This window comes from Streptomyces sp. NBC_00523 (genome assembly GCF_036346615.1).
In the GTDB taxonomy this organism is placed as follows: Bacteria; Actinomycetota; Actinomycetes; order Streptomycetales; family Streptomycetaceae; genus Streptomyces.
This window is the reverse complement of record NZ_CP107836.1, coordinates 4,473,171-4,497,525: the sequence shown is the minus strand read 5'-3', so window position 1 is coordinate 4,497,525 and position 24,355 is coordinate 4,473,171. Positions and strand designations below refer to the sequence as shown.

Here is a 24,355-nt window from a genome sequence, read left to right as displayed (position 1 = left end):
CGCGGCCACGGAACCTCGCATCGCCCACGAGACCGCACTGTGATGCGAATCCCGCGCTTCAGCCCGTCACGCGGTAGGAAAGACTGGCCTGTTGGTAGATCTCGGTGATCCGGTCGCGCTCGTCCTCGGGGCCGATGACCTGGAGGATGTGGTACCGCCCGCCGACGAGCATGACGAGGTTGCGGACGTACACCTCGCGGCCGTTGCTGTCCTGCCAGGTGAACTGACCCTCGGCCATGGCCTGTCGGCCGACGTCCGTACGCCGCAGGCCGCTCGCCGACGACCAGCTGGAGTCCCGGAACGGCTTCAGCTCCGGCTCCCTGTCCCGCTGGTAGTCGAGCGGGTCGCTGCCGTTGGCCTTGGCGGTGTCGCGGCCGGGGACGATGAGCACGCTGAACCCGTCGCTGCCGTAGTGGATCTGACGCTCCGCGTTGGCGGGGCTGCGCTGCCAGCCCTTGGGCAGCCCGACCTCGAAGCCCTCGGCGTCCTTGCGCAGGGTGTACCCGGGCGCGAGCGCGGCGGCGGACCGGCTGGTCTGCGGCTTCTGCGCCCCGGAGGAGGCGGGCGCGGACGGCTTGTCCGACGCACCCGTCGTGGGTGCGGGCGTCGTCGCGGCGGGTGGTGCGGACGCGGTACGCGAGGGAGCGGCGCCGGCCCCCTTGTCGTCCTCCGCACCGGACTTGGGCATGAACATCACCGCGTACACGATGGCCGCGACGAGCGCGAGCATGATGAGGACGAGCAGCGTCCGGCCGAGGCGGCGCGGCTGGTCGCCATCCCGCAGCGCGCGGGGCTCACGGGGAGGCTTCAGGCGTGGCTCGTGGTGGGTGACGGCGGTGCGGTCCACGGCCTCGCGGGGATGGCGGCCGCGGGCGTGCGTTCCTCCGCCGCGCCGGGAGCGCCGCTTGCGGACGAGCTCGCCGCGCCTGCGGACGACGGGGAGCCGGGTGGCGTCCTCGGCGGGCAGCGGCACGACGTCGAACCCGGCCTCCGGCTCCGGCGCCGACCGTACGAGGGAGCGCAGCCAGCCGCTCAGCTCCTCCACGTCGGGCCGTTCGGTGGGGTCCTGCCGCAGCAGCGACTCCACGACCGGGCGCAGCGGCCCGCACTCCTCGGCGAACGCGGGCGGTTCGCCGCACACCATCTGGACCAGCTCGGCCGCGCTGTCCTCGGGGTAGGGCGCGTGCCCCTGGACGGCGCGGAAGAGCAGCGCGCCGAGCGCCCACAGGTCGGTGGCGGGCCCGATGGGCGGCGCCAGCTGCCAGTTGCCGTGCACCGGTCCGGCCTGCTCGGGCGCCCACCGCTCGGTGACCGCGCCGACCACGGCGATGCGCGCCTGCCGCGCCCGCTCGGCGGCGAGCGCGGTCGCGGGGCCGCGGTACCCGGCCGCGCCGGTCTCCTCGGGGTCCTCGTCGTCCCAGCGGCCGGAGGGGGCGTCGGAGCCCGGGGCGTCGGGGCCGTACGCGTCGTAGGGGTCGCGGCCTCGCGCCTCGGGGGCGTACGGCCCGCGGCCCCGCCGCTCCGCGTCCCGGTCCGGCGGGGGCAGTTCGGCGCGGGCGCCCGGGTGCGTGGAGCGGCGGGCGGCGTCGGCGCGGAGCGCGTCCTCGCGGGAGCCGCCCGCGGGCACGGGGCGCCCGGCGGCCGGGCCGTCGTCCCAGGTGCCGGTGAGGTGGAGGCGGCGGGGCGGCGGGCCGTCGTCCTCGTCCTCGTCGTCCTCGTCGTCGTAGGGCTGGGCGTCGTACGGCCCCGTCGCGTCCGGGCCCCGCACCCAGCCCCCGGGCAGCTGCGGCAGCTCGGGGCGGGGGCGCGGCGGGGTACCGGGACGCGGCTGGTCGGGGGCGTCCCCGTACGCGTCGTCGCCGTACGCGTCGTCGCCGTACGCGTCATCGTCGTCGTACGCCTCGTCCCGGGCCGGCGGCAGGGCGCTCCAGGGCCCGGCCTCGTCGTCCCGGGGGCGGCCCGGCGCACCGGGGCCCGACGGCGCGGTGTCCCGCGCCCACTCGTCCCGGTCCGGCGGTGCCTCCCTGCGGGCGGCGGCGCGGGTGCCCGCGCGGTACGCGGCGATCGCACCGGCCCGGGCGCGCGCCGCGCTGTCCGCCCCGGCGGCGGGCACGGGCAGCCCGGCGGGCGGCACCGGCCGGGGCGCGTGGCCTTCGGCGGGGCCGTCAGCCGGATCCTCGGCGGGGGCCTCCGCGTAGTCCTCCCCGTAGCCCTCCCCGGAGTCGTACGGGCGGCCGGGCTCTATCGCCGCCGGGCCCCGGGAGGCGGGCAGCATGCCGGTGGGCGGCACGTACGGGCCGGTGGGCCCGGTCTCGACGGCGGGTCCGCCGAAGCCCTCCTCGTCCGGCTCCTCGTCGTCGGGGTTCGGCACCGGGCTGTAGCCGCACAGCGCCTCCTCGGCGGCCCCGGCGGCGAGGCCGGTGAGGACGACGCGTCCGTCGTCGCAGACGAGCACCGTGCGCACAGTGATGTTGCGGTGGGTCCAGCCGTGCGCGTGCAGCACACGCAGCGCGGTCAGCACGTCGGAGCCGATCTCGGCGGCCCGGTAGGGATTGAGCGGGCGCTCCGCGAGCAGCGCGGCGAGCGGGCGGGACGCCACGAGTTCGCTCACTATCCAGAGCGAGCCCGCCTCCGCGAACACGTCGAAGACCTGGTCGAGGCGCGGGTGGTCGGGCACCTGGGCCGCCGCCTGGGCGGCCTCGATGGCCCGCCGCACGGCCGGGTCGGCGGGCCGCCGGGCGGTGCGCGGCGCGGCGGAGGTCCGGCCGTCGCCCTCCACGAACTCCGCGTCCACGATCTCGGGCAGCGGCACCTGACGGACCAGGACCTCCTGCCCGCTGTAGGTGTCGAAGGCCCGTGTCTCCACGAGTTCGTACGCGTCGGACGGGGGCAGCGGAAGGCGGTAGCGGTCGGCGAGCACCCGACCCGCGTAGTCGTCCACGACGCCTCCCCAGAGCGCGCTGTCCCCCGGTCACGGAGACCGCGCCGAATCGGTCAATCACAGTCGCTTGCGGTGCAATTGACTGCGTGTTCCGGCTGCGTACGGTCTCCGGACTCTCACCATACGTGGCATGCGGCGGCCACGCGGCAGGTCGGCCCAACCAGCCGCGCCGCCGCGCCGAATCCCGCCACCTACCGGCTCAGTCGACCGGCTTGAACGTCGCGAACGCCGCCTTCCGCAGCTCCCGGCACTCCTTGCCGTCCCACTCGTCGGCCTTGCAGCTGATCATGATCGCGTAGCCGTGGTCGCCGTCGGCCTTGAAGCCCCGGTTGAGCACCCGGACCCGCTGCCCCTGCTGCGTACGCTCGAACTGCCAGTCGGCGACGGTCGGATAGCCGTTGTACTCCACCTTCTTGATGCCCAGGTGGTGGTAGTTGGTGCTGGTGGCGGCGACCCCGCCCCGGGCGGAGTTCCAGGAGGCGGCGGCGTCGTTGCCGGGCGAGGAGGTGTAGTCGACCTGGAGGCGGGGAAAGCCGCCGTCCTCGTTGTAGATCGCACCGGCGCCCTGGCCGGAGTCGGTGTCGAAGCGGAAGTCCTTGGGCATCGCGATCGAGAAGTGGAACCGCTTGTTGGTCACCGTGTGGTAGCCCGCGGGCACGGCGTCCTCGGTCTTGCCGTCCTTCTTCCCGTCCTCGCCCTGCTGACCGGCCGCGTCGTCGTCCTGGCCCTTGCCCTTGTCCTTGTCCTCGCCCTGCCCGGCGTCCTGCTCCTTGCCGCTGTCGCCCTGAGGGGCGTCGGACGAGCCGGACGGGGCGTCGGCGCTCGGGGCCCCGGCGGGGGCGGAGGCGCCGGTGCTCTTCTTACCGGAGTCGTCGGGCTGGTCGTCGCCGCCGCCGAGCGTGAGCGCCAGCACGGTGCCGAGAACCGCGAGCACGATGACCGCCGCGATGATCGCGAGGGTGCGGCGCGGGACCACGTCCGTGAGGGACGCCCGGGGCGCGGTGACCGGCGAGGAGGCCGGGCGCTGCGGCGGCACGGCCCCGGAGGGGGACGCGGCGCCGGGCGCGGAGGTCGGCCGGGCCGGGACGGGCGGTGCGGTGACGGCGGCCGCACCGGCGGCGGGCGTGGTCCGGGCGTTGCGCACGGAGCGCAGCGCGCCGCGCAGCCGGTCCCGGGTGCCCTCGCCCGCGTCGCCGGATGCGGGCTTGGCGTCGGCGACGCCCTTGGGCAGCGCCATGACCTGGGTGGCGTCGGCGGGGGGCGGGGCGGGGCGCTCCGGCTGCTCGAAGGAGGCGATGACGTCGTTGAGCAGGGCGCGCGCCCCGGCGTCGTCCAGCCGCTGTTCGGGGTCCCGGGTGAGCAGCCCGTAGATGACCTCCTCCAGCGGGCCCGCGTTCTTCGGCGGGTCCAGCGGCTCGGTCATGACGGCGGTCAGGGTCGCGATGGCGGAGCCCTTGTCGTACGGCGGGGAGCCCTCGACGCTCGCGTACAGCAGGCCGCCGAGCGACCAGAGGTCGGCGGGCGGTCCCGGCTTGTGGCCGCGCGCCCGCTCCGGCGAGATGTAGGAGGGGGCGCCGACGAGCATGCCGGTGGAGGTGACCGAGGGGTCGCCCTCGACCTGGGCGATCCCGAAGTCGGTCAGCACGACCCGGCCGTCCTCGGCGATCAGCACGTTGGACGGCTTCACGTCGCGGTGCAGGATGCCCTCTCGGTGCGCGGAGCGCAGCACGTCGAGGAGGGCGAGGCCGATCTCGGCGGCCCGCTTCGGCGGCAGGACCCCGTCCTCACGGACCGCCTCGGCCAGCGACTTGCCCTCGATGAGCTCCATGACGATCCACGGCCGGTCGTCCTCGTCCACGACGTCGTAGACCGTGACCGCGCCGTTGTTGCGGATGCGCGCGATCGCCTTGGCCTCGCGCAGCGTACGCGTGATGAGGCGGCGCTTCTCGTCCTCGTCGATGGCCGACGGGAAGCGCAGTTCCTTGACCGCGACCGTGCGGCCCAGGGTCTCGTCAACGGCACGCCAGACCGTGCCCATACCGCCCCGGCCGAGCACCTCCCCCAGCCGGTACCGCCCCGCCAGGAGACGTCCGTCCGTGTCCCCTTGGGGCTCCCGTGCCTGCTCCGCCTCCGACATGCGTCCCCTCTGCGATCAACCCGCCCTGGCAGAGCGTTCATTGTCCCTCACCCCGGGACCGGTCCCGGTGCCGGGTCCTGATGCCGCTTCCGGCGTGGTTTCCGGCTCGGTCATGATGGGGCCCGATGAAGGGACATACCGTCATGCCGGTGGTCAGGGCCGTGCTCGTCACCCTGGTGGTGCTTGCGCTGTGCGGCCTCGGAACGGCGCGCGTGTCCAGCGAATCACACCTCTCCCCCGCCGCCGCCTACCTCCCCCGGTTCACCGGCCCCGGGGGCGCCCCCGACGCGGCCCTGCTGGCGCACGATCCGGCCCGCTCGCCCCGGGACACCTACCGTTCGACGGGGCCCGGCATCCGTTACGCGGACCGCTTCCGGGCAGGCAGCGTCACCAAGTCGTTCGTCGCGGTCGTCGTCCTCCAGCTCGCGGCCGAGCAGCGGCTCCGGCTCTCGGACCCGGTCGAGCGCCACCTCCCCGGGCTGATCCGGGGTCACGGCAACGACGGGCGCCGCATCACCCTGCGCGCCCTGCTCGGCCACACCAGCGGCCTGTACGACTACACCGACGACGCCGGCGCGCTCCCCCTCTCCGCCGCGGCGGCCGTCCGCACCGCGACCGCCCACCGCCCCGCGGCCGCCCCGGGCACCTACGCGTACTCCAACACCGATTACGCCCTCCTCGGCCTCGTCGTCCGCAGCGTCACCGGCCACTCCTACGCGACGGAGATCCGCCGCCGGATCATCGCCACCCTCCACCTCACCGGCACCTCCCTCCCCGGCGGCCGCACCACCCTTCCCGCCCCGCACGGCCGGGCCTACTCCCGCCCGGCGTCGGGCGGCGGCCTCACCGACGTCACCCAGCTGGACCCGCGTCCGGCCGGTGCCGCGGGCGAGCTGATCTCGACGCTCCCCGACCTCAACCGCTTCTACGCGGCCCTGCTGGACGGGCGGCTGCTGAGACCGGCTCAGCTCGCCGCGCTGCTCAACACCTCCGCCACGGACGGGGTCTACGGCCTCGGCGTCTACCCGGAGCGGCTGTCCTGCGGGGTCACTGTCTGGGGCCACAACGGCCGCATCGCGGGCAGTTACGTCCGCACCGCCACCACCCGCGACGGCCGCCACACGCTGACCTACCGCATCGACACGGAAGCCCTGGCCGGGGCGGACACCCTGGAACCGGGCCTCTTGGAGGCGGAGTTCTGCCCGGAACCGGGCCAGGGCTGAGGCGAGGTCACAGCAGCGGCACGATGTCCGGTGCCCCCAGCCTCGCCGCGTCCGCCGTCAGGTCGTCCGGCTGGCGTTGCGACTCGCGTTCCGCCTCGACCCGCTTCTCGTAGTGCTCGGTCTCCCGGTCGACCCGTTCGGCGTCCCAGCCGAGGACCGGGGCCATCAGCTCGGCGCAGAGCCGGGCGGAGCGGGTGCCCCGGTCGAAGGTCTCGATGGAGATCCGGGTGCGCCGGGTCAGTACGTCGTCCAGGTGACGCGCGCCCTCGTGCGAGGCGGCGTACACGATCTCGGCCTTCAGATAGTCGTCGGCGGCGGGCAGCGGTTCGCCCAGCGCGGGGTCGGCGACGATCAGCTCAAGGAGCTCCTCGGTCATCGAGCCGTACCGGTTGAGCAGATGCTCCACCCGGGCGACGTGGAGGCCGGTGCGAGCGGCGATCCTGGCCCGCGCGTTCCACAGGGCGCGGTAGCCCTCGGCGCCCAGCAGCGGGACGTCCTCGGTGACGCAGTCCGCGACCCGCTGGTCGAGGGCGTGCACCGCCTCGTCCACGGCGTCCTTCGCCATCACCCGGTACGTCGTGTACTTGCCGCCCGCGACGACGACGAGGCCCGGCACCGGGTGGGCGACCGTGTGCTCGCGCGACAGCTTGCTGGTGGCGTCCGACTCCCCGGCCAGCAGGGGCCGCAGGCCCGCGTACACGCCCTCGACGTCGTCCCTGGTCAGGGGCGTCGACAGGACCGCGTTCACATGTTCAAGGAGGTAGTCGATGTCGGCGCTGGAGGCGGCCGGGTGCGCCTTGTCCAGGTCCCAGTCGGTGTCCGTGGTGCCGACGATCCAGTGCCGGCCCCAGGGGATGACGAAGAGCACGGACTTCTCGGTGCGCAGGATCAGGCCGGTCGAGGAGTGGATGCGGTCCTTGGGGACGACCAGGTGGATGCCCTTGGAGGCCCGGACGTGGAACTGGCCGCGCTCGCCGATCAGCGACTGGGTGTCGTCCGTCCACACCCCGGTCGCGTTGACCACCTGTTTGGCCCTGACCTCGTACGCGCCGCCCGCCTCGACGTCCTCCACGCGGGCGCCGACGACGCGTTCGCCCTCCCGGAGGAAGCCGGTGACCCGCGCCCGGTTCGCCACCTGCGCGCCGTACGCGGAGGCGGTGCGCACCAGGGTGGCGACATAGCGGGCGTCGTCCATCTGGGCGTCGTAGTACTGCAGGGCCCCCACCAGGGCGTCCCGCTTCAGGGCCGGGGCGACGCGCAGGGCCCGGCGGCGGGAGAGGTGGCGGTGCATGGGCAGGCCCCGGCCGTGCCCGGAGGAGACCGACATCGCGTCGTACAGCGCGACGCCGGAACCGGCGTACAGCCGCTCCCAGCCCTTGTGCTGCAAGGGGTAGAGGAAGGGCACCGGCTTCACCAGGTGCGGGGCGAGCCGTTCGAGGAGCAGCCCGCGCTCCTTCAGCGCCTCCCTGACCAGGGCGAAGTCGAGCATTTCCAGATAGCGCAGGCCGCCGTGGATCAGCTTGCTCGACCTGCTCGACGTGCCGGACGCCCAGTCGCGCGCCTCGACCAGACCGGTCGAGAGCCCTCTGGTGACCGCGTCCAGCGCCGTCCCGGCGCCGACCACGCCCGCTCCCACGACCAGCACGTCCAGTTCGCGCTCGGCCATGGCGGCGAGCGCCTCGGCGCGCTCCGCGGGTCCCAGTGTCGCTGTCCTCACCGCTGCCTCCCGGTTGCTCGGGGTGTCCGGCACGGTTCGCGGCCCCGACCATGCGTTCGGTGCCCGTGCCCACAGATCGATTCTGTCCGCGCTGCGCGACTTCAGCCACCGCCTGTGGACAACACCCGGACGACAAGGGCTCCACAATGCGAGATATCGGTCATATTTACGCCTAACCTGACATAGCGCTGTCCACAGCGGTTGCGCTTTCTGCCTCCTGGTCTTATGGGAAGGACGGCCCACCCCGTGCCTGCAGACCTCGCCGTCATCGGACTCGGTCACCTCGGCCTGCCCCTGGCCCAGGCCGCCGTCCACGCCGGCATCCAGACAATCGGCTACGACACCGACCCCCGGGCCTTCGCGGAGGTCGCCGCGGGCCGTGCCCCGGTCGAGGGATCACTGCCGGCCTCCGACATCCGCCGCATGCTCTCGCTGGGCTTCCGGCCCACCACCGACCAGGCCGAACTGGGCCGGGTCCGCACCGCCGTGATCTGCGCGCCGACCCCGCTCGGCCCCGACCGCACCCTCGACCTGAGCGCCGTCGCCGACGCGGCCCGCGCCCTGGCCGCCCGGCTGCGCCCGCACACCACCGTGCTCCTGGAATCCTCCGTGCCCCCCGGCACCACGGAGGGCTTCCTGCTCCCGATCCTGGAGGAGGGCTCGGGCCTGCGCGGCGGGCGCGACTTCCACCTCGCGCACTCCCCCAGCCGGCTCGACCCGGGCAACCGCAGCCACGTCTACGCCAACACCCCCAAGGTCATCGGCGGCCTCACCCCCGCCTGCACCGAGTCCGCCGCCGCCTTCTACGGCCGCCTCACCGACAAGGTGGTCCGGGCCCGGGGCACCCGCGAGGCCGAGATGACGAAGGTCCTGGAGACCAACTTCCGGTACGTCAACATCGCGCTGGTCAACGAGATGGCGGTGCTCTGCCACGATCTGGGCGTCGACCTCTGGGACGTCATCCGGTGCGCCGAGACCAAGCCCTTCGGCTTCCAGCCCTTCCGCCCCGGCCCCGGCGTCGGCGGCCACGGCGCCCCGGTCGACCCGGGCCATCTCCCGTACCACCACCGCACCCCCGGCCCCCCGCTGCGGATGGTCTCGCTGGCGCAGGAGATCAACGAGCGGATGCCGCAGTACGTGATCCAGCGCTGCGCCACCCTCCTCAACGAGCACGGGAAAGCGGTGCGCGGCGCGAGAATTCTTCTGCTGGGCGTCACCTACAAGCCCGACCTCGCCGACCAGGAGGCATCGCCCGCCCGCGAGATCGCCACCCGGCTGATGGACATGGGCGCCCAGATCGGCTTCCACGACCCGCACGTCCTGGACTGGCGCGTCCGCCAACTCCCGGTCCCCCGCGCGGATTCGCTGTACGAGGCGGCGGCGGGCGCGGACCTCACGGTGCTGCTCCAGCAGCACCGTACGTACGACCTCCAGGGCCTCGCCGTGAAGGCGCAGCTCCTCCTGGACACCCGTGGCGCGACCCCCGCCGGAGCCGCCCACCGGCTGTGATGACGGGCCCTCAGCCCAGTCCCCCCAAGGATTCCGGTGGGCCGATGTCGGAACCGGCTGCTAGCCTGCGGCGTCACTCCTCGCACAGCAGTGCGTAGACGTCCCCAGGGGGAGAACCCAGCATGAGCCAGCCCGTACCACCGCCGAACCAGCCCTACGGCCCGCCCCAGGGCGGCAACCCGTTCGCCGGCGGCCAGCAGCAGCCCGGCGCCCCGTTCGGCGGCGGCCCCGCGCCCTTCACCCCGGCGCCCCCGGCCCGCAAGAACATCGCGCTCGGTCTCGTCGCGGGCGTGGTGGCGGCCGTCGTCGGCGCGCTCATCTACGGCTTCATCCTCGGCAAGTCCGATCACCAGATCGGCTACATCGCGGTCGGCGTCGGCTTCCTCGTCGGCTTCGCGGCGAGCAAGCTCGGCGGCGCCAACCCCGCCGTGACCGTCGTCAGCGCCCTGATCTCCATCGGCGCCGTGTACATCGGTCAGCTCGTGGGCGTGTCGATCGCCCTCTCCGACCTCGCGCACGAGTCGGCGACCAGCATCTTCTTCGACCACTTCAGCGACCTCACGGACGCGTACAGCGAGGGGGCCGGCTTCAAGGACTACCTCTTCCTGGCCCTCGGCGCGCTCGGCGCGGTCGGCGGTGCCCGTAAGGGCGCGTAACGCGAAACCCCGGAGGGCCCGGACCGCGCTTGCGGTCCGGGCCCTCCGGCGTGCGTACGGGAAACTCAGCGGCGGTGCTGGGAGTCCGCGACCGTCACCTCGACGCGCTGGAACTCCTTGAGGTCGCTGTAGCCCGTGGTGGCCATCGCGCGGCGCAGGGCGCCGAAGATGTTCATCGAGCCGTCCGGGGTGTGCGAGGGGCCGGTCAGGACCTCCTCGGTCGTCCCGACCGAGCCCAGGTCCACCAGCTTGCCGCGCGGCACGTCCTCGTGGACGGCCTCCATGCCCCAGTGCCGGCCGCGGCCGGGCGCGTCCGTCGCGCGGGCCAGCGGGGACCCCATCATCACGGCGTCCGCACCGCAGGCGATGGCCTTCGGCAGATCGCCGGACCAGCCGACGCCGCCGTCCGCGATGACGTGCACGTAACGGCCGCCGGACTCGTCCATGTAGTCGCGGCGGGCACCGGCCACGTCGGCGACCGCGGTCGCCATCGGGACCTGGATGCCGAACACGTTGCGCGTGGTGTGCGCGGCGCCGCCGCCGAAGCCGACGAGGACACCGGCCGCGCCGGTCCGCATCAGGTGCAGGGCGGCGGTGTACGTGGCACAGCCGCCGACGATCACCGGGACGTCCAGCTCGTAGATGAACTGCTTCAGGTTCAGCGGCTCGGCCGCGCCCGAGACGTGCTCGGCGGAGACCGTGGTGCCCCGGATGACGAAGATGTCCACGCCCGCGTCGACCACGGCCTTGGAGAACTGCGCGGTGCGCTGCGGGGAGAGCGCGGCGGCGGTGACGACGCCGGAGTCGCGCACCTCCTTGATGCGCTGCCCGATCAGCTCCTCCTGGATCGGCGCGGAGTAGATCTCCTGGAGGCGGCGGGTCGCGCTCTCGACGGGCATCTCGGCGATCTCGTCGAGGAGCGGCTGCGGGTCCTCGTGCCGCGTCCACAGCCCTTCCAGGTTGAGGACGCCGAGGCCGCCGAGCTCGCCGATGCGGATGGCGTGCTGCGGGGACACCACGGAGTCCATGGGGGCGGCCAGGAACGGCAGCTCGAAGCGGTAGGCGTCGATCTGCCAGGCGATCGAGACCTCCTTCGGGTCGCGGGTCCGGCGGCTCGGGACGACGGCGATGTCGTCGAATGCGTATGCCCGGCGGCCGCGCTTGCCGCGCCCGATCTCGATCTCAGTCACGATGATGTGGCCTTTCCCTCTGCGTCTGCGCTGTCCAGTATCCCCGACACGCGCCGGAGGGGCGGTCCGGGGAACCCCGGGACCGCCCCTCTCGCACGCGTCTCGCGTTACTTCTTGCTGTAGTTCGGTGCTTCGACCGTCATCTGGATGTCGTGCGGGTGGCTCTCCTTGAGGCCCGCCGAGGTGATCCGCACGAAGCGGCCCTTGCTCTCCATCTCGTCCACGGTCGCGGCGCCCACGTAGCCCATGGTCTGGCGGAGGCCGCCGACGAGCTGGTGCAGCACGTTGGCGAGGGGGCCGCGGTAGGGCACCTGGCCCTCGATGCCCTCGGGGACGAGCTTGTCGTCCGAGGCCACCTCGGCCTGGAAGTACCGGTCCTTGGAGTAGGAGCGGCCCTGGCCGCGGGACTGCATCGCGCCCAGCGAGCCCATGCCGCGGTACGACTTGAACTGCTTGCCGTTGATGAACATCAGCTCGCCCGGGGACTCCTCGCAGCCCGCGAGGAGCGAGCCCAGCATCACGCTGTCGGCACCGGCGGCGAGCGCCTTGCCGATGTCGCCCGAGTACTGCAGGCCGCCGTCGCCGATGACCGGGACGCCCGCCGCGCGGGCGGCCAGCGCGGCCTCGTAGATCGCGGTGACCTGCGGGACGCCGATGCCGGCGACGACGCGGGTCGTACAGATGGAGCCGGGGCCGACGCCGACCTTGACGCCGTCCACACCGGCGTCGATCAGGGCCTGGGCGCCGTCGCGGGTGGCCACGTTGCCGCCGATCACGTCGACGTTCACGGCCGACTTGATCTTGGCCATCCAGTTCAGCGCGTTGCTGTTGTGGCCGTGCGAGGTGTCCACGATGAGGAAGTCGACGCCCGCCTCGGCCAGCGCCTGGGCGCGGTCCAGCGCCTCGGGGCTGGCGCCCACGGCGGCACCGACGAGCAGCCGGCCCTCGGCGTCCTTGGCCGCGTTCGGGTACTGCTCGGCCTTCTTGAAGTCCTTGACCGTGATGAGGCCCTTGAGGAGGCCCGCCTCGTCCACCAGCGGCAGCTTCTCGATCTTGTGCCGGCGCAGCAGCTCCATGGCGTCCACGCCGGAGATGCCGACCTTGCCCGTGACGAGCGGCATCGGCGTCATGACCTCGCGCACCTGGCGCGAGCGGTCCGACTCGAAGGCCATGTCGCGGTTGGTGACGATGCCGAGCAGCTTGCCCGCCTGGTCGGTGACCGGGACACCGCTGATGCGGAACTTGGCGCAGAGCGCGTCCGCCTCGGAAAGCGTGGCGTCCGGGCCGACCGTGATCGGGTCGGTGACCATGCCGGACTCGGACCGCTTGACCAGGTCGACCTGGTTGACCTGGTCCTCGACCGACAGGTTGCGGTGCAGCACGCCGACGCCGCCCTGACGGGCCATCGCGATGGCCATGCGAGCCTCGGTGACCTTGTCCATGGCGGCGGACAGCAGCGGGATGTTGACGCGGACGTTGCGCGAGATGAGCGTCGAGGTGTCGACCGCGTTGGGCAGCACTTCGGATGCGCCCGGCAGCAGCAGCACGTCGTCGTATGTCAGCCCGAGCGTCGCGAATTTCTCGGGCACTCCGTCGACGTATGCAGTCATGACACCTTCCCCAAATGGCCTTGATCGGTGCGGATGTCCATGCTAACGGCCTCGGGGGGCGTCTCATTCCACGAGCAAGATCACCCGCGGTTTCTGTAGCTTTCTACGGCTGTGGCGTACGTCTCCGAGGGGCCCGGCCCCCGGCGGCGCACGGCCCGGCTCACTGTTCCGCGAGGGCCCGGAGCCGGCTCAGCGCCCGGTGCTGGGCGACCCGGACGGCGCCCGGGGACATGCCGAGCATCTGGCCGGTCTCCTCGGCGGTCAGCCCGACGGCGACGCGCAGCACGAGCAGTTCGCGCTGGTTCTCCGGGAGGTTGGCCAGGAGCTTCTTGGCCCAGGCGGCGTCGCTGCTGAGCAGCGCGCGCTCCTCGGGCCCGAGCGAGTCGTCGGGGCGCTCCGGCATCTCGTCGGAGGGCACGGCGGTCGAGCCGGGGTGCCGCATCGCGGCGCGCTGGAGGTCGGCGACCTTGTGACCGGCGATGGCGAAGACGAAGGCTTCGAAGGGTCTGCCCGTGTCCTTGTAGCGCGGCAGTGCCATGAGCACGGCGACGCAGACCTCCTGCGCCAGGTCCTCCACGAAGTGGCGGGCGTCACCGGGCAGCCGGTTCAGCCGGGACCGGCAGTAGCGCAGGGCGAGCGGGTGGACGTGGGCGAGCAGGTCGTGCGTGGCCTGCGCGTCGCCCTCGACGGCGCGGTGCACCAGGGCACCGATCACCGTCGTCCCGTCGTCGCGCATCGAACCATGGTGCCCCGGCCCCGCTTCGTCCGCGGCACCGCCTCCATAGTTGTGCACCGAAGCGTTATGAGCGGGTGCGCCGGAAGTCATGTCCTGCGCCCTCCCCTTCCGCTCGACCGAATCGTTCCCGAGGAACTCCACGTCTCAAGGATGCGGCATCGGCCGGGAAGCGTCACATACCGCCGGATCGGCGGGGTACGGCGGCGTGCGCCGCACCCCTGCCCGGGCCGTAGGCCCTGTCGTCACATTCCCGTCGTCCGCCCGGAGGGCGGGCCGGGCGGCGTCAGGTGCGTGCTCTCGGCGTGCCGGCCCCAGACCCCTGTACTGGATGTACTGGGGTCTGGGGCCGGTGCGGCGAGAGTGCGTGCATGGCGTCGCCCGGCAGACGGGAATGTGACGACAGGGCCTGGGGCCCGGACCGACTGTCAGCGCACCAGACCCCAGCGGAAGCCGAGGGCCACCGCGTGGGCGCGGTCGGAGGCTCCGAGCTTCTTGAAGAGCCGCCGGGCGTGCGTCTTCACCGTGTCCTCGGAGAGGAACAGCTCACGGCCGATCTCCGCGTTGGAGCGGCCGTGGCTCATCCCCTCCAGCACCTGGATCTCGCGCGCCGTGAGCGTGGGCGCCGCACCCATCTCGGCCGACCGCAGCCGACGCGGGGCGAGCCGCCACGTCGGGTCGGCCAGCGCCTGGGTGACGGTCGCCCGGAGCTCGGCCCGGGAGGCGTCCTTGTGCAGATAGCCGCGGGCACCGGCGGCGACCGCGAGCGCGACGCCGTCCAGGTCCTCGGCGACGGTCAGCATGATGATCCGGGCGCCGGGATCGGCGGAGAGCAGCCGGCGGACCGTCTCCACCCCCCCGAGCCCGGGCATGCGTACGTCCATGAGAATCAGATCCGAACGGTCGGCACCCCAGCGGCGGAGGACTTCCTCGCCGTTGGCGGCCGTCGTCACCCGCTCGACGCCGGGCACGGTCGCGACCGCGCGACGGAGCGCTTCTCGGGCAAGCGGGGAGTCGTCGCAGACGAGGACGGAAGTCATGACCGCCCTCCGCAGCTGATGCGCGTCACCTTGAGCCTCCAGGCTGTTACAAGTCGTCACCTGTGCGGTTGACGCTCTCGGACATCTGCCCGATCGCTCTTTCTGCCAACCGCCTCCGCACTCTCAACGATGGTCACTCGAAAGAGTTACGGGTCGGAAGACCGAGTTCGGCACTCTACGTGAGTACGCGCTCACGGAGGAGAGCGCCACGGGTCGTCCAGTCGTCAACCGAAACTTTTGGTGACCCCGTGCCCCATTTAGCGGGATTTCTTCCCTTTTGCTGGTGTCTGTGGCTAGATTCGCAATCAGTCATATTTACATCTACTAACACCGTAGATGTACGGTCTTGTACACGGTCATCGACAAGCACCCACCCACGACGCACACGACGCTTCCGACTCAGCACGGTTTCGAGGGGACAAGCAATGGCCGATTTCTCCCGACTTCCCGGACCCAACGCCGATCTGTGGGACTGGCAGCTGCTGGCGGCCTGCCGCGGGGTCGACAGCTCGCTCTTCTTCCATCCCGAGGGGGAACGCGGTGCGGCTCGGAGCGCGCGCGAGACCTCCGCGAAGGAGGTCTGCATGCGGTGCCCCGTGCGCGCGGAGTGCGCGGCGCACGCCCTGGCCGTCCGTGAGCCCTACGGGGTGTGGGGTGGGCTCACCGAGGACGAGCGCGAGGAGTTGATGGGGCGTGCGCGCAATCGGTTGATCACCGCTGCCGCGCCGGCGTCTCCGCCGGGGCACGGGTGACCGTCGCTGCGCGTATCGGGGGAGAAACGTTTCTGCACCCCACCCCGCCCCTTCCCGAAACCCGGGGCTCCGCCCCGGGCCCCGCGCCTCAAACGCCGGCGGGGCTGGATGATGCGGCGGGGCTCGAAGATGCCAGCGCCAGGTGGTCCAGGGTGGCGGCTACCGCCGGGACTCGCGCCAGGTCGGGCAGGGTCAGGGCGACGATCTCGCGTTCGATGGCCGGGGCCACCGTGAGGGTCCTGGCGCCTCGGGGGCGTACCGACTCGATGGCCAGGGCGGGCAGGACGGCGACCCCCAGGCCCGCGCCGACCAGGCCGATCACCGCCGGGTAGTCGTCGGTGGCGAAGTCGATGCGCGGGGTGAAGCCGGACTCCTCGCACACCTCCACCAGCTGCCTGCGGCACCGGGGGCACCCGGCGATCCAGGACTCCCCGGCCAGCTCCGCGATGCCGACCTCGTCCCGGTCCGCCAGCGCGTGCCCCTCGGGGACCAGGCCCGTGAGGCGGTCGGTGAGCAGGGGGCGGACCACCATGTCGTCCCATTCGGCGCCCGGCTCCCCGTAGCGGAAGGCGAGGGCGATGTCGCAGTCGCCGTCGCGCAGCATCTCGACCGACCGGGGCGGCTCGGCCTCCACGAGGGAGACCCGGGTGCCGGGGTGGGCGGCGCGCAGGGCGGCGAGGGCGCCCGGGACCAGCGAGGAGCTGCCGCTCGGGAACGACACGAGCCGGACCCGGCCCGCCCGCAGTCCGGCGATCGCGGCGACCTCCTCCTCGGCGGCGGTGAGCCCGGCGAGGATGCCGGAGGCGTGCCGCACCAGCGCCTCGCCCGCCTGGGTCAGCCGCATCTCGCGGCCGGTCCGGATGAGCAGCGTGGTCCCGGCCGAGGACTCCAGGGCCTTCATCTGCTGACTGACGGCGGGCTGGGTGCAGCCCAGCTCCCGGGCGGCGGCGGAGAAGGAGCCGGTGCCGGCGACGGCGCGCAGGACGCGGAGGTGGCGGGCTTCGATCACCCCTCCAGCATAAGTGACCCTTGGGGCGATCGCGAGATATTCGCGCGCGACTTTGGGGTGGCCTTGGATACCGTTCCGGTATGACCGCGATGACTGTGCTGACCGTGAACGCGGGGCGTCCCACGGCGGCGCCCTGCACCGACGCCCCCGGCGGCAGGACCGGGATCGACAAGCACCCCGTGGAGGGCCCGGTGCGGGTCACGGACCCCGGCCCCAAGGGCGAGGGCGGCAGCGGCGTCGCCGGGGACGCGGTGTGCGACCTGCGCCACCACGGGGGCTCGGACCAGGCGGTGTACGCGTTCGCCCGCGAGGACCTGGACGCCTGGGAGCGGGAGCTGGGCCGCGCGCTGCCCAACGGCTCGTTCGGCGAGAACCTGACCACGGCGGGGCTGCGGGTCGGCGAGGCCTTGATCGGCGAGCGCTGGCGGATCGGCGGGGAGCTGGTCCTGGAGGTCGCCTCGGGCCGCATCCCGTGCCGCACGTTCCAGGGCCACCTGGGCGAGGCCCGCTGGGTGAAGCGGTTCACGCAGGCGGCGGCCCCGGGGGCGTATCTGCGGGTGATCACGCCGGGGTCCGTCCGGGCGGGCGACCCGGTCGAGATCGTGCACCGGCCGGATCACGAGGTGACCGTGGAGCTCCAGTTCCGGGCCGTCACCACCCGGCGCGACCTGCTGCCACTGCTCCTCCCGGCGGGCGAGGCGCTGTCCCCGTCGACGCTGCGGAAGGCGCGCGCGTACGCGGCGGAGCTCACCGCTTCCTGAGGCCGCGGGAGCCCCCGGAGGCGCCGTTCCGGGATGCTCTAACGTGCCGCGTATGACGACTGCACTGATCACGGGCGCGACGGCGGGTATCGGTGCCGCCTTCGCCCGGCGGCTCGCCGCCGACGGGTACGACCTGGTCCTGGTGGCCCGGGACGCGGAGCGGCTGCGCGAGCAGGCGACCGAGCTGCACGACCGGCACGGCATCGAGGCTGAGGTGCTGCGGGCCGACCTGTCCGAGGACAAGGGCATCCGCGCGGTCGAGGAACGCCTCGGGGACACCCGGCACCCGGTCGACCTGCTGGTGAACAACGCGGGCTTCGGCAACAAGGGGCGCTATCTGGAAGTCCCGATGGCCGACGAGCTGACGATGCTCAAGGTGCACTGCGAGGCGGTGCTGCGGCTGACCTCGGCGGCGGCGGCCCCGATGCGGGAGCGCGGCCGGGGCGGCATCGTCAACGTGGCCTCGGTCGCGGCGTTCGTCCCGCGCGGCACGTACGGCGCTTCGAAGGCGTGGGTCGTGCAGTTCAGCCAGGGCGCGGCGAAGGACCTGGCCGGGTCCGGGGTGCGGCTGATGGCGCTGTGCCCGGGCTTCGTGCGGACGGAGTTCCACCAGCGGGCCGGGATGGGCACGGGCAACATCCCGGGCTGGATGTGGCTCGACGCGGACAAGCTGGTGACGGCCGCGCTCGCGGACCTGGCGCGCGGGAAGTCGGTGTCGGTCCCGGACCCGCGCTACAAGGTGCTGATGGGCGCGGTGAAGCTGGCCCCGCGCGGCCTGCTCGGCGGGCTGACCTCGCGGACGGGCCGCAAGTACGGGCCGCAGTAGGGCCCGCGGTAGGGGGCCTTCACTCCTCCGGGAGGCGGAGTACGGCGGTGCTGCCGTCGTGCCAGGTCACATGGATCTCGTGGGGGCTCCGTACGCGGATGTCGGCGAGGGTGTCGACGGGCGCCGGGTCCGCCTCGCCCGTGAGCGAGGCGAGCGCGACGAAGAGGGACCGGGGTCCGGAGGTCGCGCCCTCGACGGCCAGGAGCCGGGAGGTCTCGCCGAACATGGTGTCCCCGCCGGACAGTTCGCGGACCCCGCCCTCGTAGCCGTGGACCGGGTGGAGCTGGGCGGTGAGGGCCTGGTCGTCCCCGGTCGCCCACCCCGTCTGGCGGACGGGCGTGCCGTCGGGCGCGCCCGTGACCAGATGCGCGCGGACCTCGGCGCGGCCGTGGGCGAGGGTGGCGGAGACGACGCGGACGCCGGGGAGCGGGGTGTGCGCGGAGGCGGCGTGGCCGAGCGGGTCCGCGGTGAGACGGGCGGTCGGCCTCCCGTAGGGGAGCAGCGCGAAGTGGTTGTCGCGCTCGGCGTCCCCGTGCGTGGGGCCGGTCCGGGTGGAATACGCGAAGCGGGCGTAGCCGGGGTCCTCCTCGTCGCCCACGTGGTTCGAGCCGTGGTTGTGGAGCCGGACGAGGCCGTCCGCGGCGGTGGACTGGAGGAGCATCCCGGTCGGGCCGAGGACGGTCACGGCGTCGGCGGTCTCGGCGGGCAGCGGCTCCTCGGTGGCGGTCCAGACGGGGTGGTCCGGGGGCATCAGGAGTCCGAGGAAGCCCTTGGAGGCCCAGTACGGGGAGGCCGGGCCGGAGTAGGTCTGGAGCATGGGCGCGTACGGGCGGTGCCAGCCGAGGGTGAGGAGGCCGTCCGGGTCGGTGGCGCCGTGGTCCAGGAAGTGGCGGAGGGTGCCGGAGGCGAGGCGGCGGGTCGCGCCCGGGGTGAGCGGGGTGTGGCCGGTCATCGCGCCGAGCCAGGGGGCGGCCGCGGCGGCGAAGCGGTAGATGAGGGAGCGGCCGAAGGGCATGGGGGCGCCGTCCGCGCCGAACATCCGGCTGTAGTCGTCCAGCTGGCGGTGCAGGCGGGGGCCGTAGCGGTCCAGGAGGTCCCGGTCGCCCGCCAGGTGGGCGTGCAGGACCGGGTAGAAGTGCATCGCCCAGGCGTTGTAGTGGTCGAAGGAGCGGTTCGGGCCGTCGCTGTACCAGCCGTCGCCCAGGTACCAGTCCTCTACGTGTGCCAGTGCGCGGTCGATGGTCTTCCGGGCACGGTCGGTCTCGATGCCGGCGTCCTGGAGGAAGCCGCCGACGGTGAGCCCGAAGAACCACCAGTTGTTGTTCACCGGGGGCGCGTCGAGGGCGGGGAGGAGCCAGTCGACGGCGCGCTGCCGGGTGGCGTCGTCCAGGGTGTCCCAGAGCCAGGGGCGGGTGAGGCGCAGGCCCAGGGCGATGGACGCGGATTCCACGATGGCCTGCGGGACGTCCGCGATGCGGGGCCAGGCGTCGGGGCTGCCCGCCGGGTCGGACGTGCCGGCGGCGAGCCCTTCGGCGTACCGGCCGAGGAGGCCGTGCGGGTCATCGCCGCGCGCTCCGGCGGTCCGCAGCGCGGCGAGCAGCCAGGTGCGGGCGTAGCCCTCCAGGCCGTCGGAGAGGGCCCCGGACCAGCTCGGCCGGGGGCCGGGGAGGTCGACGCGGCCGTGGCGGGGCGAGGCGTAGGGGCGTACCGCGAGCAGCAGTCGGTCGGCCGCGCGCTCCCAATCGGCACGGGTGTACCCCGTGTACGGACTGGTCGTGGGCATGATGCTCCCAGGGGAGGCGGACTTCGGCGTCGCAGGGAATCCTGAACCGCGGGTTGATCGAACGTCAAGAGATGACGTTGCGAATGATCGAAACTTCCATCAATCGATCACAGTGGATTAGGGTCTGGCGAGCCGAGCCACCACATCGCGATCAACAAGGGGACTGCCGCCGTGCGCGAGAGTGCAGCTGAACGTCACGACCGACTTCTGGCCCTGGTACGGGAGCGCGGCTCGGCCCGTGTCTCCGATCTGGCCGGTCTGCTGGGGGTCTCCCCCGTCACGGCGCGCCGCGACGCCGAGGCGCTGGCCGAGCGCGGACTGCTGGACCGGGTCCACGGCTCGGTCTCCTGGCCCCGGGACGCCGCGACGCCCGCCGGTCCCGGCCCCGGCGGCGGCCCGGTGCTCGGGCTGATCGCCCCCTCCGCGACGTACTACTTCGCCGAGGTCATCCGGGGTGCGCAGGAGGCGGCCGCGCGCGCCGGGGGCCGCCTGGTGCTGCGGATCTCCGACTACCGGCCCGAGGGCGACCGGGCGCGCGCCGAGGGGCTGCTCGCCTCCGGGGCCGACGGGCTGCTCATCGCCCCGGCCTGGCGGGGCGCCGAGGACCAGGCGGCGTACGGGGACTGGATGGCCGGTCTTCCGGTGCCCGCCGTGCTCCTGGAGCGCACCCCGGCGCCCGGATCGCCGCTGGACGGACTGGACCGGGTCTGCTCGGACCACCGCCACGGGGTGCTGCTCGCCGTGCGCCATCTGATCGGCCTCGGCCACGCCACCCCGCTCCTGGTGGCCCGCGCCGACAGCCCGACCGCGCTCGCGGTGCGCTCCGGCTACGAGGACGCGCTCGCGGTGCTGGGTCTCGCCGAGGGCGCGCCCGCGATGATCGGGACGTCCGGGCCGGAGGTGGACCCGGCGCGCTTCGAGGAGGCAGTGGGCGAGGTGCGCGACGCGGTGGCCTCCGGCCGGGCCACGTCGGTGCTTGTGCACAACGACGTGGACGCGATCCACCTGGTGCAGCGCCTGTCGGAGCTGGGCGTGCGGGTGCCGGAGGACCTGGCGGTGATCGCGTACGACGACGAGGTGGCGGCGATGGGCGACATCCCGCTGACCGCGGTCAGCCCGCCCAAGCGGCACGTCGGGCGGTACGCGACGGAGCTGCTGATCGGGCGGCTCGGGGCGGGGCGGGACGGGGCCGGGCGGGACGATTCGGGAGCGGACGAGGAGGAGCCCGGAAGGCATCTGGCGCTGCTGCCGCGGCTGCGGGTGCGGGCGTCGACCGCTCGATAACGTTCTGATCTTTTCTCGATCAATCAATCTTTCGCTCTTGACTTCGGTCATCGGTGGACCAAGGATCACGCCCAACGTCCCTGTCACCGTCGACTCAGGAGCCCGCCGTGAACCGCAGTTGGAGCAGAACGACTCTTTCCATAGCCGGAGCCGTCACCGCCCTCGCCGTCGTCACGGCCTGCGGCGGGAGCGGGGACGACTCCGGGGGCGGCGGCACCGGCACCGCCGCCAAGCCCGTGACCATCACCTTCTGGGGCTGGGCCAAGGGCACCAAGGAGGTCGTGGACGCGTTCAACGCCTCGCACAAGAACATCCAGGTGAAGTTCGAGGAGACCCCCTCCGGGAACGCCGGCGGCTACGCGAAGATCTCCAACGCGATCAAGGCGGGCAACGCCCCCGACCTGGTCTCCGTCGAATACCCGCAGCTCCCCGAGTACGTCAGCCAGGGCGGGTTCCAGGACATCGGGAAGTACCTCACGGACGACGTGAAGAAGAAGTTCCTCCCGCAGGCGATCGAGCAGACCACGCTCGGCGGCAAGAGCTGGGCGGTCCCCTTCGACGCCGCGCCGCAGGCGTTCTTCTACCGCAAGGACCTCTTCACCAAGTACGGCATCGACGTCCCCAAGACCTGGGACGAGTTCAAGTCGGCCGCCGAGAAGGTGAAGAAGGCCGACTCCAAGGCCCGCATCGGCACCTTCTTCCCGGACGACCCGACCACCTTCGAGGCGATGGTCTGGCAGGCCGGCGCCCAGTGGTTCAAGGCCGAGGGCGACACCTGGAAGGTCGACACCACCGACGCCGCCACCACCAAGGTCGCCGACTACTGGCAGGGCCTGGTGAAGGACGGCCTGGTCCGCACCGACGCCTCCTTCTCGCCCGCCTGGACCAACTCCCTGAAGACCGGCGGCACCGTCGGCTACCTCGGCGCCTCCTGGGGCGGCGGCGTCCTCGGCGGCACTCTGCCCGAGCAGAGCGGCAAGTGGGCCGTCGCCCCGATCCCGACCTGGGACGGCAAGCCGGCGGGCGGCATGCTCGGCGGGACCACCTTCGCCGTGCCGAAGAACAGCGGGAAGGCCGCCGCGGCCGTCGAGTTCGCGACCTGGATGACCACCACGGAGGACGGCATCAAGGCCCGTATCTCCTCCGGCACCTCCAGCGCCTTCCCGGCCGCGCTCGCCCTGCGCCCGGCGGCCAAGAAGGCGTTCGACACCAAGTTCTACGGCGGCCAGGACATCTACCAGGTCTTCGAGGACGGCGGCGCCGCGATCAAGCAGGGCTGGACCTGGGGCCCCGCGATGGGCACCACCAACACCACGCTCAAGGACCGCTTCGGCAAGCTCGCCGGGGGCGGCACCACCATCCCCGACGCCGTGAAGGCCGCCCACGACGCGACGATCGCGGAGCTGTCCAAGCGCGGCCTGAAGGTCGAGGGCTGACCGGATGAAAGCCCGCACCCGCGCCGCCGCGACCCTGCTGACCCCGTTCTTCGTCCTGTTCACCGCCGTGATGCTGATCCCGATCGGTTACGCGGTCTGGCTCAGCCTCTTCACCGAACAGCAGTCGGGGCTCGGCTTCGGCGGATCCGAGACGGTCTTCACCGGACTCGGCAACTACACGGCGGCGCTGGGTGACCGGGTCTTCCGCGACGGCTTCCTCGTCCTCCTCGGCTACTGCGCCGTCTACATCCCGCTGATGGTCGGCGGCGCCCTCGGACTCGCCCTGCTGCTCGACTCGGCGCTCGCCCGCGCCCGGCGCTTCTTCCAGCTCGCGCTGTTCCTGCCGCACGCCGTGCCCGGCATCATCGCCGCGATGATCTGGCTGTACCTCTACACGCCGGGCCTCAGCCCCGTCGTCTCCGCGATGCACTCCGGCGGCATCGGCTTCGACTTCTTCTCCCCGAGCGGCGCGCTGCCCTCCGTCGTGAACATCGCGCTGTGGGAATGGCTCGGCTACAACATGGTGATCTTCTACGCCGCCCTCCAGGCCATCGACCGCTCGGTGCTCGAAGCGGCCACGGTGGACGGAGCGAGCGGCGGGCGCATCGCGTTCAGCATCAAGCTCCCGCTGATCCGGTCCTCGGTCGTGATGGTCGTGCTCTTCACGATCATCGGCTCGCTCCAGCTCTTCACCGAGCCGCTGATCCTCAACACCGGCTCCGGGTCCGCCGTCTCCTCCTCCTGGACACCGAACATGTACGCCTACACCGCGGCCTTCGCCCGCAACGACTTCGGACTCGCGGCCGCCGCCTCCGTACTCCTGGCGCTCACCGCCGCCCTGCTGTCCTTCGTCGTCACCCGCCTCACCGGCCGGAAGGGCGCGCGCGCATGAGCACCACGACCCGCAAGAACCCCTGGCTGTCCAAAGCGGCCGTCAACGGAGCGCTGCTCCTGGCCGTCCTCTACATGCTCTTCCCGCTCGTCTGGCTGGTCACCGCCGCCACCAAGGACACCGGCTCGCTGCTCGCCGGGGACACCTTCTCCTTCAAGGGCTTCGACCTCTCGAAGAACCTCTCCGACATCGCCACGTACGGGGACGGCGTCTACTTCCGGTGGTACGGGAACAGCCTGCTGTACGCGGGAGTGGGCGCCGCGGTCTGCTCGCTGATCTGCGTCGCCGCCGGGTACGCCTTCGACAAGTACGAGTTCCGGGGCAAGGAGAAGCTGTTCGGGCTCGTCCTGCTCGGGGTGCTCGTCCCGACGACCGCGCTGGCCCTGCCGATGTACCTGCTGGCCAGCAAGCTCGGCCTCGTCAACACGTACTGGTCCGTGCTGATCCCCGTCCTGGTGAACCCCTTCGGCGTCTATCTCGCCCGGGTGTTCTCCGCCGGGTACATTCCGGGCGAGGCGCTGGAGGCCGCGCGCATCGACGGGGCGGGCGAGCTGCGGACCTTCTTCTCCATCGGGCTGCCGATGATGATGCCGGGGTTCGTGACCGTCTTCCTCTTCCAGTTCACCGCGATCTGGAACAACTTCTTCCTGCCGCTCGTGATGCTCTCCGACCGCAAGCTCTTCCCGCTGAGCCTCGGCCTGTACTCCTGGAACACCAACACCCACAGCGAGCCGGGCTTCTATCCGCTCGTCGTCACCGGGTCGCTCCTCGCCGTCATCCCGCTGATCGTCGCCTTCGTCTCCCTGCAACGGCACTGGAAGGCCGGACTCACCGCCGGCAGCGTCAAGTAGCCCCG

At 72.7% G+C, this 24,355-nt stretch carries 19 protein-coding genes; 10 read left to right on the top strand and 9 right to left on the bottom strand.

Translation table 11 applies throughout. The features are described from left to right. Nucleotides 1-58 precede the first annotated feature (58 nt). Both OHS17_RS20615 and OHS17_RS20610 read right to left on the bottom strand, forming a co-directional pair. The gene (locus tag OHS17_RS20615; RefSeq protein ID WP_330313353.1) at nt 59-2,941 is read right to left on the bottom strand and encodes a protein kinase; all 2,883 of its coding nucleotides are present in this window, start codon (nt 2,939-2,941) and stop codon (nt 59-61) included. Between the two features lie 199 nt (nt 2,942-3,140). After that, on the bottom strand, nt 3,141-5,078 hold the full coding sequence (locus OHS17_RS20610) for a serine/threonine-protein kinase (RefSeq protein ID WP_330313352.1): 1,938 nt from the start codon (nt 5,076-5,078) through the stop codon (nt 3,141-3,143). 143 nt (nt 5,079-5,221) lie between these two features. Here OHS17_RS20610 and OHS17_RS20605 point away from each other — a divergent pair, with 143 nt between their 5' ends. Next, a complete protein-coding gene (locus tag OHS17_RS20605) occupies nt 5,222-6,301 on the top strand; it encodes a serine hydrolase domain-containing protein (protein ID WP_330315309.1) in 1,080 nt (359 codons plus the stop codon). Between the two features lie 7 nt (nt 6,302-6,308). Here OHS17_RS20605 and OHS17_RS20600 read toward each other — a convergent pair whose 3' ends face one another. Further along, entirely contained in the window at nt 6,309-8,018 is a 1,710-nt protein-coding gene (locus OHS17_RS20600; protein WP_330313351.1) for a glycerol-3-phosphate dehydrogenase/oxidase, read from the bottom strand. 246 nt (nt 8,019-8,264) lie between these two features. Between OHS17_RS20600 and OHS17_RS20595 the strand changes: the two genes are divergently transcribed. Beyond that, nucleotides 8,265-9,527 carry a nucleotide sugar dehydrogenase gene (locus OHS17_RS20595; RefSeq protein ID WP_073862668.1) on the top strand — a complete coding sequence of 421 codons (1,263 nt, stop codon included), beginning with the start codon at nt 8,265-8,267 and terminating at the stop codon, nt 9,525-9,527. A gap of 122 nt (nt 9,528-9,649) precedes the next feature. Then, on the top strand, nt 9,650-10,183 hold the full coding sequence (locus tag OHS17_RS20590; protein ID WP_330313350.1) for a hypothetical protein: 534 nt from the start codon (nt 9,650-9,652) through the stop codon (nt 10,181-10,183). A 65-nt stretch (nt 10,184-10,248) separates the two neighbouring features. Here OHS17_RS20590 and OHS17_RS20585 read toward each other — a convergent pair whose 3' ends face one another. The 4 genes from OHS17_RS20585 to OHS17_RS20570 all read right to left on the bottom strand — a co-directional run bounded on the left by OHS17_RS20585 (nt 10,249) and on the right by OHS17_RS20570 (nt 14,756). Beyond that, nucleotides 10,249-11,373: a GuaB3 family IMP dehydrogenase-related protein gene (locus OHS17_RS20585; protein ID WP_328719853.1), complete on the bottom strand. Its 1,125-nt coding sequence runs from the start codon at nt 11,371-11,373 to the stop codon at nt 10,249-10,251. A gap of 107 nt (nt 11,374-11,480) precedes the next feature. Beyond that, nucleotides 11,481-12,983 carry an IMP dehydrogenase gene (gene guaB / locus OHS17_RS20580; protein ID WP_330313349.1) on the bottom strand — a complete coding sequence of 501 codons (1,503 nt, stop codon included), beginning with the start codon at nt 12,981-12,983 and terminating at the stop codon, nt 11,481-11,483. Between the two features lie 160 nt (nt 12,984-13,143). Then, a complete protein-coding gene (locus OHS17_RS20575) occupies nt 13,144-13,719 on the bottom strand; it encodes a sigma-70 family RNA polymerase sigma factor (RefSeq protein WP_018101160.1) in 576 nt (191 codons plus the stop codon). 425 nt (nt 13,720-14,144) lie between these two features. Beyond that, nucleotides 14,145-14,756, bottom strand: a complete 612-nt coding sequence (locus OHS17_RS20570; RefSeq protein WP_003948568.1) for a response regulator transcription factor — start codon at nt 14,754-14,756, stop codon at nt 14,145-14,147. Between the two features lie 425 nt (nt 14,757-15,181). Between OHS17_RS20570 and OHS17_RS20565 the strand changes: the two genes are divergently transcribed. Then, nucleotides 15,182-15,508 (top strand): WhiB family transcriptional regulator, encoded by a 327-nt coding sequence (locus OHS17_RS20565; RefSeq protein WP_018101161.1) that lies wholly within the window; start codon nt 15,182-15,184, stop codon nt 15,506-15,508. A gap of 88 nt (nt 15,509-15,596) precedes the next feature. Here the strand turns inward: OHS17_RS20565 and OHS17_RS20560 are convergent, their stop codons facing one another. Beyond that, a complete protein-coding gene (locus OHS17_RS20560; protein WP_330313348.1) occupies nt 15,597-16,517 on the bottom strand; it encodes a LysR family transcriptional regulator in 921 nt (306 codons plus the stop codon). A gap of 89 nt (nt 16,518-16,606) precedes the next feature. Between OHS17_RS20560 and OHS17_RS20555 the strand changes: the two genes are divergently transcribed. Both OHS17_RS20555 and OHS17_RS20550 read left to right on the top strand, forming a co-directional pair. Next, nucleotides 16,607-17,278, top strand: a complete 672-nt coding sequence (locus OHS17_RS20555; RefSeq protein WP_330315308.1) for an MOSC domain-containing protein — start codon at nt 16,607-16,609, stop codon at nt 17,276-17,278. Between the two features lie 52 nt (nt 17,279-17,330). Next, nucleotides 17,331-18,104 carry an SDR family NAD(P)-dependent oxidoreductase gene (locus OHS17_RS20550; protein WP_330313347.1) on the top strand — a complete coding sequence of 258 codons (774 nt, stop codon included), beginning with the start codon at nt 17,331-17,333 and terminating at the stop codon, nt 18,102-18,104. A 19-nt stretch (nt 18,105-18,123) separates the two neighbouring features. On the opposite strand, the gene OHS17_RS20545 is transcribed toward OHS17_RS20550, so the two are convergent. Then, the gene (locus OHS17_RS20545; protein WP_330313346.1) at nt 18,124-19,887 is read right to left on the bottom strand and encodes a DUF2264 domain-containing protein; all 1,764 of its coding nucleotides are present in this window, start codon (nt 19,885-19,887) and stop codon (nt 18,124-18,126) included. 171 nt (nt 19,888-20,058) lie between these two features. On the opposite strand from OHS17_RS20545, the gene OHS17_RS20540 reads away from it, so the two are divergent. The 4 genes from OHS17_RS20540 (at nt 20,059) to OHS17_RS20525 (ending at nt 24,350) form a co-directional block, all read left to right on the top strand. After that, complete coding sequence (locus OHS17_RS20540; protein ID WP_330313345.1) at nt 20,059-21,171, top strand: substrate-binding domain-containing protein; 1,113 nt, start codon at nt 20,059-20,061, stop codon at nt 21,169-21,171. Nucleotides 21,172-21,278: 107 nt separating this feature from the next. Further along, nucleotides 21,279-22,607 (top strand): ABC transporter substrate-binding protein, encoded by a 1,329-nt coding sequence (locus OHS17_RS20535; RefSeq protein ID WP_330313344.1) that lies wholly within the window; start codon nt 21,279-21,281, stop codon nt 22,605-22,607. 4 nt (nt 22,608-22,611) lie between these two features. Then, nucleotides 22,612-23,499: a carbohydrate ABC transporter permease gene (locus OHS17_RS20530; RefSeq protein WP_018101168.1), complete on the top strand. Its 888-nt coding sequence runs from the start codon at nt 22,612-22,614 to the stop codon at nt 23,497-23,499. After that, on the top strand, nt 23,496-24,350 hold the full coding sequence (locus OHS17_RS20525) for a carbohydrate ABC transporter permease (protein WP_330313343.1): 855 nt from the start codon (nt 23,496-23,498) through the stop codon (nt 24,348-24,350). The genes OHS17_RS20530 and OHS17_RS20525 overlap by 4 nt, the downstream gene beginning before the upstream one ends. Nucleotides 24,351-24,355: the final 5 nt, after the last annotated feature.

Coding starts and splice junctions, on each gene's coding strand:
- OHS17_RS20610 (WP_330313352.1), bottom strand. CDS start 5,078: ATGTCGGAGGCGGAGCAGGCACGGGAGCCCCAAGGGGACACGGACGGA.
- OHS17_RS20605 (WP_330315309.1), top strand. CDS start 5,222: ATGCCGGTGGTCAGGGCCGTGCTCGTCACCCTGGTGGTGCTTGCGCTG.
- OHS17_RS20590 (WP_330313350.1), top strand. CDS start 9,650: ATGAGCCAGCCCGTACCACCGCCGAACCAGCCCTACGGCCCGCCCCAG.
- guaB (WP_330313349.1), bottom strand. CDS start 12,983: ATGACTGCATACGTCGACGGAGTGCCCGAGAAATTCGCGACGCTCGGG.
- OHS17_RS20575 (WP_018101160.1), bottom strand. CDS start 13,719: ATGCGCGACGACGGGACGACGGTGATCGGTGCCCTGGTGCACCGCGCC.
- OHS17_RS20570 (WP_003948568.1), bottom strand. CDS start 14,756: ATGACTTCCGTCCTCGTCTGCGACGACTCCCCGCTTGCCCGAGAAGCG.
- OHS17_RS20565 (WP_018101161.1), top strand. CDS start 15,182: ATGGCCGATTTCTCCCGACTTCCCGGACCCAACGCCGATCTGTGGGAC.
- OHS17_RS20555 (WP_330315308.1), top strand. CDS start 16,607: ATGACTGTGCTGACCGTGAACGCGGGGCGTCCCACGGCGGCGCCCTGC.
- OHS17_RS20550 (WP_330313347.1), top strand. CDS start 17,331: ATGACGACTGCACTGATCACGGGCGCGACGGCGGGTATCGGTGCCGCC.
- OHS17_RS20545 (WP_330313346.1), bottom strand. CDS start 19,887: ATGCCCACGACCAGTCCGTACACGGGGTACACCCGTGCCGATTGGGAG.
- OHS17_RS20530 (WP_018101168.1), top strand. CDS start 22,612: ATGAAAGCCCGCACCCGCGCCGCCGCGACCCTGCTGACCCCGTTCTTC.
- OHS17_RS20525 (WP_330313343.1), top strand. CDS start 23,496: ATGAGCACCACGACCCGCAAGAACCCCTGGCTGTCCAAAGCGGCCGTC.